Raw genomic sequence first — 14,167 nt, 5'->3', positions numbered from 1 at the left:
TGATTCGGACGACGCTTTTTATTATGTTGGAGCCCAATCCGCGCATCTTCGTACAATAAAAAGCAATCACAGTACGTGATCAGATAGAGCGCAGGAAACCCAAGAACAAGGAAGCAGTAACGTGACAACAATAAATCAAGATTCAGCAGTAACGCTGCACTTCACCATCAAAATGCAAGATGGCTCTGTAGCGGACAGCACACATAATATGGGCAAGCCTGCTAAGTTCATTATGGGCGACGGCAGCTTGAGTGAGAACTTTGAGCAATGCCTACTAGGCTTACAAGTAGGCGAACAAAAGGCAATTGAACTAAAAGCGGCAGACGCTTTTGGCATGCCGAACCCAGACCATATCCACCATATGGACCGCACTAAATTTGTTGGCGAAGCGGAAGTTGAAGTCGGCACGATCATGGCATTTAGCGGTCCTGATGGAATGGAAATCCCGGGCATCATTACTGAGATTGCTGGCGACTCAGTAACTGTGGACTTCAACCATCCACTCGCGGGACAAGACGTGACTTTCGAAGTCGAAATTTTGTCAGTAGAATAGCGAACCAAATAAAAGATAACTTCCATGAGCAATGAAATGAAAATCCTGTTAGCTAACCCACGTGGTTTCTGTGCTGGTGTTGACCGCGCGATTAGCATCGTAGAGCGTGCGCTAGAGATGTATCAGCCACCTATCTATGTTCGACATGAAGTGGTGCATAACCGTTTTGTGGTTGAAGGTCTAAAACAGCGTGGTGCTATCTTCGTTGAAGAATTGCACGAAGTGCCAGACAACAACATTGTGATTTTCTCCGCTCATGGTGTATCTCAAGCCGTTCGTCAAGAAGCGAAGTCTCGTGACCTAACAGTATTCGATGCAACCTGTCCGCTGGTAACCAAAGTACATATGGAAGTGGCACGTGCAAGCCGTCGCAATATGGAAGTGGTACTGATTGGTCACGCTGGTCACCCAGAAGTGGAAGGCACGATGGGTCAGTATTCAAGTGATACAGGTGGCATGTACCTTGTGGAAACGCCAGCCGATGTTGAGAAGCTAAAAGCGATCGTGAAAGATCCATCGGATCTGCACTACGTGAGCCAAACGACACTGTCTGTTGATGAAACCGCTGACGTAATTGAAGAGCTACGCCGCGTATTCCCAGACATTCAAGGTCCTCGTAAAGATGACATCTGTTACGCGACGCAAAACCGCCAAGATGCGGTGCGTGAGCTTTCTGCTGATGTTGATGTGATGGTTGTCGTGGGTTCTAAAAACTCATCGAACTCAACTCGTTTAAAAGAACTGGCTGAAAAGCTAGGCACACCAGGTTACCTAACAGACTGCCCAGAAGACATTATGCCTGAGTGGTTTGAGGGTAAAGTAAAAGTTGGCGTGACGGCGGGGGCATCTGCACCAGAAGAGTTGGTCAATCAAATCTTGGATCGCATTAAAGAGTTGGTTGGCGCAGAAGCAGTTGATGAAGTGCTTGGTCGTGAGGAGAACATGTTCTTCGAAGTACCAAAAGAACTGCAAATCAAGCAAGTCGATTAAGACCAATCAAACACCAAAAAGGCGACCACAAGGTCGCCTTTTTCATTGGGAATTTCTACACGATTTCGCCAGAATTTGCGCTTAGTGACTGATACCCAAAAGCTCTTTGAGCACCTTTAGGTAACGACGGCTCACCGGGATCTCAAAACCTGTTTTGGTAATGATTTCGGCCAATCCGTTTTCTAACAGCTTAATCTCGCTGATGGCTTTGATGCTAACCAGATACTGTCGATGACAACGTACCAATGGGGTTTTCTCTTCCAAGGTTTTTAGCGTGAGCTGTGTGCTGGCTGTTTGGCTGGTGGAACGTACATGTACTCCACTGATGTCACTGTAAGCACACTCAACCGTTTCGGTTGCCATGATCACAATGCGGTTGTGTCCAATGCAAGGTATCTGGTCTAGGCTCTCGGGCGCGATGGCTGATAGTTGCTGAGTGAGCGCGGATTGACTCATTACTTTGTTCAGGCGCTTGACGGTTTTTGTCAAACGGCATGGGTCAACGGGCTTGAGTAAGTAGTCGAACGCGTTGTCTTCAAAGGCTTGGATAGCGTATTGATCGTAGGCGGTCACAAACACCACGTAAGGCATGGTCTCTGGGTCTAACATGCCCAACAGCTCTATGCCCGTCACCTGTGGCATTTGGATGTCGAGAAACACCACATCAGGTTTGAGCTCATTGATCTTCTTTAGCCCCTTGATGGCGTTTGACGCGTCGCCAATCACCTCAATCTGGCCTGTTTCATCCAATAGCTCTGCTAACTCTTCACGAGCAAATTGTTCATCATCAATGACGAGTGCGGTTAACATCCAAGACTACCTTTGTGCGTTTTCACTGTACTAATCGCGAGTGGGGAATGATAAAACTCATTTTAGTAAATTGGTGCTGCTGAGAGGTAATTTTTAGCGCTGAATCACGCCCAAATTGATTCGATAAGCGCTTATCGACAATTTCCATCCCCAAACCAGAATGATTCTCTTTTGGTGGCTCATAGCTTCCTGCGTTGTCCTCTACGGTAATCAGTGCACCTTGTGGGTGAGCTTGGCTGTAAATCTTCACTTTGCCGCCTTCTAACATATTGGAAATACCATGTTTGATGGCGTTCTCAACGAGCGGTTGAAGAGTAAAGCTCGGCAGCTTGATATCCAAAAGTTCTGGTTCAATATCAATTTCAACTTCTAAGCGATCAGTAAAGCGTGCCTTTTCTATAGATAAGTAGGAATTCACGTGTGCCAACTCTTCCTTTAGCGTCACGGTGTTGATGTTCTGCTTTAAGTTACTGCGGAAGAAGTGCGATAGGTTTTGGATCAGTTCTCGCGCCTTATCTGGATCTCGACGAGTAATGGCGCTGATGGTGTTTAGCGCATTAAACAAGAAGTGTGGGTTCACCTGTGCGTGCAGCAGTTTGATTTCTGCCTGAGCCAGCAGGGTTTGTTGTTGCTGATAATCACCATATAAGATCTGACTGGAAAGAAGCTGAGCGATGCCTTCCGCCATTGACATGTTGGCTGTTGAAAACAGTTTGCGTTTTGGCTCATAGAGTTTAATGGTTCCCACTACCTCTTTACCTGCACGCAAAGGAATGATCAACGCAGAGCCCAACTTACAATCTTTCGCTAATGAGCATTGATAAGGGCGTTCACTGCCATCAAGGTAGATGATGTCATTCTTCTCCATTGAATCGAGTGTGCTTTGCGATGAAATAGGAGTATTTGGCCTATGATGATCATCACCGATACCAACGAAAGCCAGAATCTTCTCTTGGTCGGTAATAGCGACCGCGCCGACCTTTGTTTCTTCATAAATAATACGGGCGATCTTATCGGCGTTTTCGCTGTTAAAGCCAGTACTCAGAATACCGACCGAGCGATCGGCAATGCTCAATGCACGGCGGGAAAAGGTTGCTGAGTACTTTTCAAAAATGGTTTTACGATCTTGCAAAATACTCATAAACAGAGCGGCACCAACGGAGTTAGCAATGATCATCGGAGCCGCAATCGCTGAAACCAGCTCATAGGCTTGGTCGAAGGGCTTGGCAACGGCGAGCAACAGAATCATCTGTACGATTTCCGCTACAAAAGTCACGCTGAATACCACGCTTGGATTAAACAGCATCGCACCTTTGTTGCGCTTGATGAGGTAAACATGCAGCAAGCCACCAATCAAGCCTTCTGCTGTAGTCGAAATAGCGCAGGCTAAATCCGTAAAACCACCAAGGGTGTAACGGTGAATACCGCCCGTTAGTCCCACCGCGAAACCAACGACAGGGCCACCAAACAGGCCACCCATTACTGCTCCGATAGCACGTGTATTAGCGATGGCGTCGTTAATCTGTAATCCGAAGTAGGTGCCAAGAATACAAAAGCCAGAGAAGAGCACATAACAAATGAGCCGATGGCTGAGGCGAGAGGAGATGCTCAGTAGAGGCAAAATGATCGGCGTTTTACTCAGCATGTAAGCCAGCACTAAGTAAACACACATTTGTTGTAAAAGGGAGATGACCAGTTCCATAACGAACCTAACCTAAAAATGATGTTTTTATTGTAAGTGAATTAAATCTTCGAAGAGAAAAAAAAAAGAGCCTGCGTTCGGCAGGCTCTTGGTTTATCCAGACATTGATAATGAATCGGTTAGCAAGCGAAGGTATTCATTATGCAGTTTCTGAGGCTGTTTGCGGTTTCTCTTCGTCAGCCAGTTCTGTCTCGCCTTTGCCTTTAGAAATCTTGATAACGTAACCTGCTGCCGCTAGTGCGAATAGAACGCCCGCGATAGTCGAGATTTGCATTGGCAGACCGAAACCTAGTGTGCTGTTGTTTAGAATGAAAGTCACACATACGGTTGTCATGAATACGGCTGGTACTGTCGTAATCCAGTGCAGCTTGTTGTGGCGTAGTAGGTAAGCCGACGCAGTCCAAAGCATCATTACTGCTGTTGTTTGGTTTGCGAAGCCGAAGTAGCGCCAGATGATACCGAAGTCTACTTGAGTCAGGATGCCGCCGATAACGAATAGTGGTACAGCCATTAGAAGACGGTTACGCATTGTTTTCTGTTCCATACCGAAGTATTCAGCAAGAATCAGACGGCTTGAGCGGAATGCTGTGTCACCTGATGTGATTGGCAGAATAACAACACCAAGGAAAGCAATCACACCACCGAATACACCTAGCAGACCAAATGATGCGCTGTATACCACGTTACCAGGACCACCGTTTTTCACAGCTTCTGCAAGACCGTCAAGTGTACCGAAGAAAGACAGAGCAATAGCACACCAGATAAGTGCGATAACGCCTTCACCAATCATTGCACCGTAGAATACGAAGCGACCGTTCTTCTCGTTTTCCATACAACGTGCCATCAGTGGCGACTGAGTTGCGTGGAAGCCAGAGATAGCACCACATGCGATAGTGATAAATAGTGCAGGCCATAGAGGCATATCGTTCGGGTTCAAGTTAGTGAACATATCGCTTACTTGGAAGTCGCCCATTACCGTGTGCTCGCTAGAGAACGCAACTGCAGTCATTAGACCCACAGACATGAAGATCAGTAGTGCGCCGAACAATGGGTAGAAACGACCGATGATTTTATCTACAGGAACAATTGTCGCGATGATGTAGTAAGCGAAAATCAACACAACCATGGTTGTCATGCTTACGCTAAAGCTGGTTTGGTCGTTGATTAGGTTTGTGATCATACCTGCTGGTGCTGATACGAATACCACACCAACGAGAAGCAATAGGACAATGGCAAAGATGTTCATAAAGTGTTTTGCGCCATTACCTAGGTAGCGACCCGTAATTGTTGGTACGGATGCACCACCGTTACGAACAGAAAGCATGCCTGAGAAGTAATCGTGTACCGCACCTGCGAAGATACAACCTACAACAATCCACAGCATTGCCGCTGGGCCATATAGCGCCCCCATGATTGGACCGAAGATAGGGCCAACACCAGCGATGTTAAGTAGCTGAACAAGGTAAACACGTTTGGTTGACATTGGAACGTAGTCAACACCGTCCGTTTTAGTATGGGCAGGCGTTTGGCGATTCTCATTGATACCGAAAACTTTCTCAACGAAAGCGCCGTAGATGAAGTATCCGCCGATGAGGGCTGCGACACAGGTTAGAAACCACATCATAGCAATTGTCCTTGGTTTAATAGGTAGGGTAATTTTTTAAGCTCAGGATGTATCTTATTCGTCCCTTTTGTTAAGCGCATTCGCTCTGTGGATGAGTGGTCGAATAGAGAAGCGAGTGGTCGATATAAGGATTAAGTGGTTTTATCGTTTGCTCAGTGGTCGGAATATCCGTTAAGCGGTGAAATTCGGTACTCAGTGGTCGTTATGTACCGTGAGTGGTTGTAGGAGAAACTCGCAGGCAAAATTGACACAGCAGCGGCAAAGCACAGGCTTTAGTGATAAGCTTGTTGGGAAAACAACTAGTTAAGGAAGAATCATGAAAAAGGCAACGTTAGGCTTGGCGCTGGCTTTACTCGCTGGATGTGCGGCAACCACGGAAGAATTGGCGCAATCTGGTGATTGGTATCAGATCGGTTATCAAGATGGTATTGCAGGGCATACCTCTCGTACGGTGAAAGAGCTCAATCAGCTCGGTAATGCTAAGCAAGGTGACTACGACCAAGGCTACCTAGAAGGTGTAACAGAATACTGTAATCCAGATTTCGCTTACCAAATGGGTCTGTCTGGCCAGTATTATGAAGGTGTATGTGAGGGAACGCCTGGGGCACAAAAATTCCGTATGGAATGGCAACGTGGCTGGAACGAATACAGCAACTAGATCTGTTTCATAATCAAGACTGTGGTTTTGCTTGTTGATCTTCTGACATTTGAATTTTATTGCTTTGCTGTACTGGTGATATCAGATTCAATCAGAAGTGAAATAGAAACATGAAAAAGATCTTTTTGGTCGCATTGGCGCTCTTTCCCCTAACGGTTGGTGCGACTAATGTATTGAAAGAGTCGATAAAGATGAAGCGTAAGTACGATCATGACAAGCATCGTATTACCAACACCATCAATCACACTAAGCGCAATATCAAAGAGATCACCGATGGCACTTATGTGGAGAATCAGGTCAAGCGTGAAGTAAACCAAACCACGCGTAAGTACACCAATAAAGTGGATAACGTTAAGAACATAACGAACCCCGATCACATCAAACGTAAAGCAAATGACAAGCTTAACCAAGAGTTTGATGAATGGTTATATGAAGACTAAATCTTGATATCAGAATAAGAAAGGAGACCTTGAGGTCTCCTTTTTGTTTGCTTGGACTCTATCATTCCACTATTTAGGCTGATGGCTTTCCACCGCTTTACGTAAGAAACCGTCTTGGTGATGGAGATGCGCGCGAGCAGATTCAATATCAAGATCGGTCAGGATCATTAAGATCGCCAACTTCACTTCATAATCCGTTTGTTTTAGTACTTCGGTTGCTTGTTCTTTGCTGCAATCGGTCGCTTGCATCACGATACGAGCGGCGCGTGCAACGAGTTTATTGTTGGTTGCTTTCACATCAACCATCAGGTTTTGGTAACTCTTACCCAAACGGATCATACTGGCAGTAGTCAGCATGTTCAGAACCAGTTTCTGCGCGGTACCTGATTTCAAACGTGTTGAGCCTGTCAATGCTTCAGGGCCAACAACAGGGCTAATTGCGACGTCGGCAATGTCGGCGATTGAAGAATCTGGATTACAAGATAGCGCTATTGTGGTTGCACCGATCTCGTTTGCGTATTCCAAACCACCAATGACATAAGGCGTTCGGCCACTTGCAGCGATGCCTACGACAACATCCAGATTTGTGAATTCGATATCTTTTAGGTCTTGCTCACCTAAAACTGGCGAGTCTTCCGCACCTTCTTTCGCTTTTAAAATCGCCTCTGGACCACCCGCAATCAGACCAACCACCATCTTGTCAGATACGCCAAATGTTGGTGGACATTCCGATGCATCAAGCACACCTAAACGACCGCTGGTGCCTGCGCCCATATAAACCAGACGACCGCCGACTTTAAACGCGTCGGTGATCTTATCTACCGCGAGTGCGATTTCTGGTAGTACTTTCTCCACCGCAAGCGGTACGAGTTTATCTTGCTGATTCAGTCTCTGAACAATGTCCAGAGAGGGCAATAAATCGATATCCATCGTATCTGGGTTGCGCCCCTCTGATACAAGATGGGCAAGAGCAGCAATAAGCGCGTCATTTGTCATAGTGGTTTAAGCCTTTGAATACTGATTTCGATTTTTTGTCGCTGTCTCTGGCACAACGAATTTAGTTTTTAGGATAGAGCACACCCAGTGAAGCAAGACGGCTCGCACCAGTCACTTCAGGTAAGTTACTCGGCAGTCCATCGATATGTCGCTGAGCAAGCCAAGCAAACGCCATGGCTTCCATATAGTCACCATCAACACCTTTATCATCCGTTGTTGCGACTTGCCACTGCGGCAGAAGTTCCGCTAAACGCTGCATCAGTAGGGGATTTCTCGCACCACCTCCACACACCAACAGCTGTGGCTGCTGGCCATACGTGAATTTCTCTACTTCGCTTGCAATGGTTTTCGCCGAGTATTCACACAGCGTGCGTTGTACATCTTGTGTTGAGGTATTGTGGTCAGCTAACTGATGATGCAGCCAATCGATGTTGAACAGCTCTCGTCCTGTGCTCTTGGGCGCCGACATGGTGAGGTAAGGCTCTGCTAAGAGTTGAGTGAGCAGTGCGGCATCGGTATTACCTTGCAGAGCAAATTGCGCGTCTTTGTCGAAGCTTTGTCCGGTATGCTGCTCACACCATGCATCCATCAACATGTTGCCCGGGCCGGTATCGTAGCCGATCACTGCTTGCTCAGGATGCAGTACCGAGATATTGGCAATTCCACCGATGTTAAGTACCACAGTGGTGGAATTTTGCATGGCAAAAATACTTTTATGGAAAGCTGGGACGAGTGGTGCGCCTTGACCGCCTAACGCCATGTCTTTACGACGAAAATCTGCCACGGTATCAATGCCTGTTTTAACTGCAATGATGTTGGCATCACCCAGTTGGGTGGTGAAGGACAGATCGCCTGTTGGCTGGTGGAACACGGTTTGACCATGATTGCCGATGGCTCGGATTTGCTCAGCGGAATAGCCGGATTTATCCAGTAGCTGTAAAACCGCATCGGCAAACAGATGGCCAAGTTGATGGTCGAGTTCACCAATGGCTTTAAGGTTCGTGTCTTGCCCAGTGCAAACCGACAGTAGCGTCTGCTTAATATGAGCGGGCATTGGGTAATCATCGTGTGCGATCAAGCGAACACGGTTATCTTCAATTTCAACCAGTGCGGTATCGACACCGTCCATACTGGTTCCAGACATCACACCGATATACAGTTTGTTAAGATTCACAGCCAATTCCGTCAATTCTTCGATTCACTTATTGTAAAGCAATTCTGAAGCGAATAACCTCATCGAATACGAGATATTCAGCCGATTTTGAGGAGAAAAAATGGGACCGTTATGGGTTGATGTTGCAGGCTATGAACTGACTGCAGAAGACAGAGAAATTTTGGAGCATCCAACGGTTGGTGGTTTGATTTTATTTACGCGTAACTACCACGACAGTGAGCAGCTTCAAGCTCTTACCCAATCTATCCGCAAAGCGGCGAAACGTCCGATTTTGATTGGTGTTGACCAAGAAGGCGGGCGTGTTCAGCGTTTTCGTGAAGGCTTTTCACTGATTCCTGCGGCAGATGAATACGCCAAACACCAAAACAGTGAAGAGCTGGCACGCATGGGCGGTTGGTTGATGGCAGCAGAGCTTATTGCTCATGATATCGATCTAAGCTTCGCGCCGGTATTGGATAAAGGTCACCAGTGTAAAGCGATTGGCAGCCGTGCCTTTGGTGAGGATCTGGACACCATTTTACGTCACAGCACCGCGTATATGCAGGGCATGAAGAGTGTCGGTATGGCGACGACGGGCAAACATTTCCCGGGCCATGGTGGCGTGATTGCTGATTCACACCTAGAGACACCATACGATGAGCGTAGCGATATCTTTGAGCAAGATATGGCTATCTTCAAAGCGCAAATCGATGCTGGCATCTTAGACGCGATGATGCCTGCTCATGTCATTTTCCCAAATTATGATGACCAACCAGCAAGTGGATCTGAGTATTGGCTAAAACAAATCCTGCGCCAGCAGCTTGGTTTTAAAGGTTTGATCTTCTCTGATGATTTGACCATGGAGGGCGCTGCGATCATGGGTGGCCCTGCTCAGCGTGGCGCACAAGCATTAAACGCTGGCTGCGATATGCTGCTGGTTTGCAACAAGCGCGATGCGCAAGTTGAGGTGCTGGATAATCTACCAATCACTTCTGTTCCTCGAGCAGATGCCTTGTTGAAGAAGCAAAGCTTTTCTCTAAGCGAGCTAAAACTTTCGCAAGAGTGGAAAGATGCGTCTGAAGCGATGAGGCGATTGGTTGGCTAGCTATCTCACCCCTGAATAATGGTTTGTTCAGGGTGAGACGTAAACTTTCAAAAACATCCATTTAAGGCCGAAGTGCTCCGCACTTCGGCTTTTTCTTTTAGTGTAAATTAAAGTTTACACTAAATGTTTTTTATTGTGTACGGTTGTAATTCTTTTTTAGCCTGTTATCTTGTCGATAAAGCTTAGTTGTCTCACCAAGGAATTGGTTGGGTGTAAACAAAAATATACAGGTCAAAGTTATGCAAAGAAGTGAATTGAGCAACATCAACATCAGCGAAGAACAAGTACTGGTCACGCCAGAGGAGCTAAAAGTGAAGCTTCCTCTAAGTGAAAAAGCGCGTCGTTTTATTCAAGAGTCTCGTCAAACCATCGCTGACATCATTCACAAAAAAGATCATCGTCTACTCGTTGTATGTGGACCATGTTCTATCCATGACGTAGAAGCAGCGAAGGATTACGCTAAGCGTCTAAAAGCTCTTTCTGAACAACTAAGCGACCAACTGTATATTGTAATGCGTGTTTACTTTGAGAAGCCTCGAACCACGGTTGGTTGGAAAGGCCTGATCAATGACCCACACCTAGATGGCAGCTTCGACATTGAACATGGTCTGCATGTTGGTCGTGAGCTGCTGGTTGAATTGGCTGAGATGGAAATCCCACTAGCAACAGAAGCCCTTGACCCAATCAGCCCGCAATACCTTGCGGATACCTTTAGCTGGGCTGCGATCGGTGCTCGTACGACTGAGTCACAAACACACCGTGAGATGGCAAGCGGCCTTTCTATGCCGATTGGCTTCAAGAATGGTACGGATGGTAGCCTAGCAACCGCTGTTAACGCGATGCAAGCGGCCTCTTCTAGCCACCGTTTCATGGGTATTAACCGTGAGGGCCAAGTAGCGCTACTAACTACGCAAGGTAACCCGAATGGTCACGTGATTCTGCGCGGCGGCAAGCAAACTAACTACGATTCAGTATCGGTTAACGAGTGTGAGCAAGAGATGGCGAAGTCTGGCCTTGATGCTTCATTGATGGTGGATTGTAGCCATGCAAACTCTCGCAAAGATTACCGTCGTCAGCCATTGGTTGCCGAAGACGTGATTCACCAAATCCGTGAAGGTAACAAGTCAATCATCGGCTTGATGATTGAAAGTCATATCAATGAAGGTAACCAATCTTCAGACCTAGCACTTGAAGAGATGAAATACGGCGTATCGATCACTGACGCATGTATCAATTGGGATTCAACTGAGGCACTATTACGTCACGCACACGAAGAGCTGGTGCCTTTCTTAGAGAATCGCCTTAAAGGCTAAAACGGAACTTATTTAAGGAACATCAATGGCAGTTGAACTTAACGCATTACGCGATCAAATTGATGCAGTCGACAAGCAAATGTTGGAGCTACTGGCACAACGTTTAGCACTAGTAGAGAAAGTGGGTGAAGTAAAAAGCGAACACGGTTTGCCAATTTACGCCCCAGATCGTGAGGCTGCCATGCTGGCGTCACGACGAGCTGAAGCTGAAAAAATGGGGATTCCTCCACAGCTGATTGAAGACATTCTTCGTCGAACCATGCGTGAGTCTTATGCCAGCGAGAAAGATTCCGGTTTTAAGTGTTTGAACCCAGAATTGCGCTCAGTGGTTATTATTGGTGGTAATGGCCAGTTAGGTGGTCTGTTTGGCCGAATGTTCAAACTCTCTGGTTACCAAGTAAAGGTGCTGGGCAGCAAAGATTGGGATCACGCGGATGACATCCTTAAAGATGCGGGCCTGGTTGTGGTTACTGTGCCGATTCACCTAACAGAAGGTGTGATTGAAAAACTTGGTAACCTGCCAAAAGACTGCATTCTGTGTGACCTGACTTCTATCAAGTCTAAGCCGCTGCAAGCAATGTTGAATGTGCACCAAGGTCCGGTTGTTGGTTTGCACCCAATGTTTGGCCCAGATGTACCGAGCCTAGCGAAGCAGGTGATTGTCTACTGTGACGGTCGTGGTAGCGATCAATACCAATGGCTATTGCAACAATTTGGAATTTGGGGCGCAAGCTTGTGCCAAATCGATGCGCAAGAGCACGACCATGGCATGACCTTGATTCAGGCGCTGCGCCACTTCACTTCTTTCGCTTACGGTATGCACTTAAGCAAAGAGAATCCAAACATCGATCAACTGCTAAAACTGAGCTCACCAATTTACCGCTTGGAATTGGCGATGGTAGGTCGTCTGTTTGGTCAGGATCCAAATCTTTACGGTGATATCATTCTTTCATCACAAGAAAACATCGACATGATTAAGCGATTCCATCAACGCTTCGGTGAGGCGTTAAGCATCCTGGATAGCAAAGATAAAGCCGAGTTTGTTGAAAGCTTTGAACAAGTGAGCGATTGGTTTGGTGAGTACTCACAGCAATTTATGAATGAGAGTCAGAACCTACTCAAACAAGCGAACGACAATATCCACCGTGGATAAGTACCAGTTCTAAATACAAAAAGAGCAGCTCACGGGCTGCTCTTTTCTATTTCGAAGGCTTTTAAAAATCAGTTGGTCGATGTGCCACTGTTGTCTTCACTCGATACTGTGCTGATGCTGGTATCACGGTATGGCGAGTTGGTTAGATTGATTTGCAGGCGAACGACATTGTCGATCAACTGAACCAGTGGGCCCCATTTCACCATCTTCTCTTTTTCAAACACGGAGTTGAAGTTCTCCGGTGTCCAGTCCATTAGATAACGTGGGTTTAATGTGCGACCTAGGAAGCGTACTTCGTAATGCAGGTGCGGGCCGGTTGAGTTACCCGAGTTACCACATTTCGCAATCACATCGCCTTTGCTGACAAACTCACCGCTTTTTACACTGAACTTATTGAGGTGGGCAAATGAGCTTGAGAAACCAAACGAGTGGCGTAACGTTAGGTAGTTGCCGTAACCGCGATTACTTGGACGTACGGTCTCTACAACACCATCCGCTGGCGCAAGAATCTCTTCGCCACGCTTACAGGTTAAGTCGATGCCAGTGTGCACATGACGTTTACCCGAAATTGGATTAATTCGGCTGCCATATGGCGATGAGATGCGCTGATAAGTCATCGGGCTATCGTTGGGAATCAAACGGAACATGGTGGCTCGAACGGCCGAGTCAATAGCGGCAGCATCGATACGTTCCTCTAACGCGAGGTTATTCTCTTCACCCACTAACTCTTCATCAGCAAGACCCAATACAGATTCCACGTCGAATACACGCTTGCCTAGCAGTTGAATCTGGTTGTTTTTGTCCGTCAGAGATTGAGACAGTGAGTGGTTGGTATCCAATTGTTCTTCGTAAAGCGCAGTGATCTCTGCTTTTTCACTTTCAAGCTTAGCGATGGTCTGACTAAGGGTTTGCGTATCATGAACTTGCTTTTGGTTCAGATACCATGCGCCGCCGACGACAGCGGGCAATGCAACAACGGATGCACAGATGGTTAGGATCGAAAGGCGACCCAAATGAAACTGCTGATTCCCGTCTTTTGTCGGGATCTGCATGATGATTTTTTTAGACATGGTTATTGTTACTAAAGTAGGCGCTCAATTTATTTTTCTCCTAAATCGGAAAAATGCTCTAACTCTCGACTCAGAAGCTCGTTATTGCCTACGTTCAATTCTATAAATCGTTTTAGTTGGCTAATACTTTCGATGTCTATGTTACTTATCTTTAGCCGAATCTCATTGCCTGCAATCGAAATGATACCAGCACTAAACTGCATCATCTGTTCTGATTGGATAAATGAGAACCCCACTTCTACCGGAAGTAATGAATCCAACGGTTTTGCATCTTCAACTTTTAATAACAAGCCATGCAATGAAAGGTCTTGAATCGTAGCTTGCATTGCCAAGTTTCCTTGCTCAATTAGAGCAGGTACTTGGTAGATGATGCGTGAAAAGCGTCGTCTCTCCGTCATAGAGCTTTCTCGTAAAGTATTCAAACAAGTGAAAGACTATATCAAATAGTACAAAATTTGTTCGATTTTTGTTCTTAAAATGTCGAGATAGCTACAGAGTTGGGTTGGCTAATGGTCATGCTCTTGACCTACTTGAGAGGTACTTCGAGCTATTTATGCAACACATACAACAAAGGCCGCTATGATAGCGACCTTTGTACGA

At 46.4% G+C, this 14,167-nt stretch carries 14 protein-coding genes; 7 read left to right on the top strand and 7 right to left on the bottom strand.

Annotation, left to right across the window (positions count from 1 at the left end; all coding sequences use genetic code 11):
- The first annotated feature begins 121 nt into the window (after nucleotides 1-121).
- Nucleotides 122-553 (top strand): FKBP-type peptidyl-prolyl cis-trans isomerase, encoded by a 432-nt coding sequence (gene fkpB, locus QTO06_RS07465; RefSeq protein ID WP_009707691.1) that lies wholly within the window; start codon nucleotides 122-124, stop codon nucleotides 551-553.
- Between the two features lie 24 nt (nucleotides 554-577).
- Entirely contained in the window at nucleotides 578-1,543 is a 966-nt protein-coding gene (ispH, locus tag QTO06_RS07460) for a 4-hydroxy-3-methylbut-2-enyl diphosphate reductase (protein ID WP_005440578.1), read from the top strand.
- 81 nt (nucleotides 1,544-1,624) lie between these two features.
- On the opposite strand, the gene btsR is transcribed toward ispH, so the two are convergent.
- From btsR to QTO06_RS07445, 3 genes are all read right to left on the bottom strand, one after another.
- The gene (gene btsR, locus QTO06_RS07455; RefSeq protein WP_331407325.1) at nucleotides 1,625-2,353 is read right to left on the bottom strand and encodes a two-component system response regulator BtsR; all 729 of its coding nucleotides are present in this window, start codon (nucleotides 2,351-2,353) and stop codon (nucleotides 1,625-1,627) included.
- Nucleotides 2,354-2,375: 22 nt separating this feature from the next.
- Nucleotides 2,376-4,055, bottom strand: coding sequence for a sensor histidine kinase (locus QTO06_RS07450; RefSeq protein WP_331407324.1), 1,680 nt, complete (start codon nucleotides 4,053-4,055; stop codon nucleotides 2,376-2,378).
- Nucleotides 4,056-4,194: 139 nt separating this feature from the next.
- Complete coding sequence (locus tag QTO06_RS07445) at nucleotides 4,195-5,679, bottom strand: carbon starvation CstA family protein (RefSeq protein ID WP_331407323.1); 1,485 nt, start codon at nucleotides 5,677-5,679, stop codon at nucleotides 4,195-4,197.
- A 316-nt stretch (nucleotides 5,680-5,995) separates the two neighbouring features.
- On the opposite strand from QTO06_RS07445, the gene QTO06_RS07440 reads away from it, so the two are divergent.
- Both QTO06_RS07440 and QTO06_RS07435 read left to right on the top strand, forming a co-directional pair.
- Entirely contained in the window at nucleotides 5,996-6,337 is a 342-nt protein-coding gene (locus tag QTO06_RS07440) for a DUF2799 domain-containing protein (RefSeq protein ID WP_331407322.1), read from the top strand.
- A 110-nt stretch (nucleotides 6,338-6,447) separates the two neighbouring features.
- Nucleotides 6,448-6,777, top strand: a complete 330-nt coding sequence (locus QTO06_RS07435; RefSeq protein WP_012127049.1) for a hypothetical protein — start codon at nucleotides 6,448-6,450, stop codon at nucleotides 6,775-6,777.
- A 69-nt stretch (nucleotides 6,778-6,846) separates the two neighbouring features.
- Here QTO06_RS07435 and murQ read toward each other — a convergent pair whose 3' ends face one another.
- Nucleotides 6,847-7,773 (bottom strand): N-acetylmuramic acid 6-phosphate etherase, encoded by a 927-nt coding sequence (gene murQ / locus QTO06_RS07430; RefSeq protein ID WP_331407321.1) that lies wholly within the window; start codon nucleotides 7,771-7,773, stop codon nucleotides 6,847-6,849.
- A 61-nt stretch (nucleotides 7,774-7,834) separates the two neighbouring features.
- Complete coding sequence (locus tag QTO06_RS07425) at nucleotides 7,835-8,947, bottom strand: anhydro-N-acetylmuramic acid kinase (protein ID WP_331407320.1); 1,113 nt, start codon at nucleotides 8,945-8,947, stop codon at nucleotides 7,835-7,837.
- Between the two features lie 100 nt (nucleotides 8,948-9,047).
- Between QTO06_RS07425 and nagZ the strand changes: the two genes are divergently transcribed.
- From nagZ to tyrA, 3 genes are all read left to right on the top strand, one after another.
- Nucleotides 9,048-10,031: a beta-N-acetylhexosaminidase gene (gene nagZ, locus QTO06_RS07420; RefSeq protein WP_045369924.1), complete on the top strand. Its 984-nt coding sequence runs from the start codon at nucleotides 9,048-9,050 to the stop codon at nucleotides 10,029-10,031.
- A gap of 239 nt (nucleotides 10,032-10,270) precedes the next feature.
- Entirely contained in the window at nucleotides 10,271-11,344 is a 1,074-nt protein-coding gene (locus QTO06_RS07415) for a 3-deoxy-7-phosphoheptulonate synthase (protein ID WP_331407319.1), read from the top strand.
- A gap of 25 nt (nucleotides 11,345-11,369) precedes the next feature.
- The gene (gene tyrA / locus QTO06_RS07410; protein ID WP_077261881.1) at nucleotides 11,370-12,497 is read left to right on the top strand and encodes a bifunctional chorismate mutase/prephenate dehydrogenase; all 1,128 of its coding nucleotides are present in this window, start codon (nucleotides 11,370-11,372) and stop codon (nucleotides 12,495-12,497) included.
- Nucleotides 12,498-12,565: 68 nt separating this feature from the next.
- Here the strand turns inward: tyrA and QTO06_RS07405 are convergent, their stop codons facing one another.
- Together QTO06_RS07405 and QTO06_RS07400 are read right to left on the bottom strand one after the other, a co-directional pair.
- A complete protein-coding gene (locus QTO06_RS07405; protein WP_045379655.1) occupies nucleotides 12,566-13,567 on the bottom strand; it encodes a M23 family metallopeptidase in 1,002 nt (333 codons plus the stop codon).
- A gap of 29 nt (nucleotides 13,568-13,596) precedes the next feature.
- Nucleotides 13,597-13,965 carry a PilZ domain-containing protein gene (locus tag QTO06_RS07400; RefSeq protein WP_331407318.1) on the bottom strand — a complete coding sequence of 123 codons (369 nt, stop codon included), beginning with the start codon at nucleotides 13,963-13,965 and terminating at the stop codon, nucleotides 13,597-13,599.
- Between the last annotated feature and the right edge of the window lie 202 nt (nucleotides 13,966-14,167).

Source organism: Vibrio sp. M260121 (assembly GCF_036533715.1).
GTDB lineage: Bacteria > Pseudomonadota > Gammaproteobacteria > Enterobacterales > Vibrionaceae > Vibrio.
Note: the sequence above shows the minus strand (reverse complement) of the source record. Positions and strands in the feature narration are given on the sequence as shown.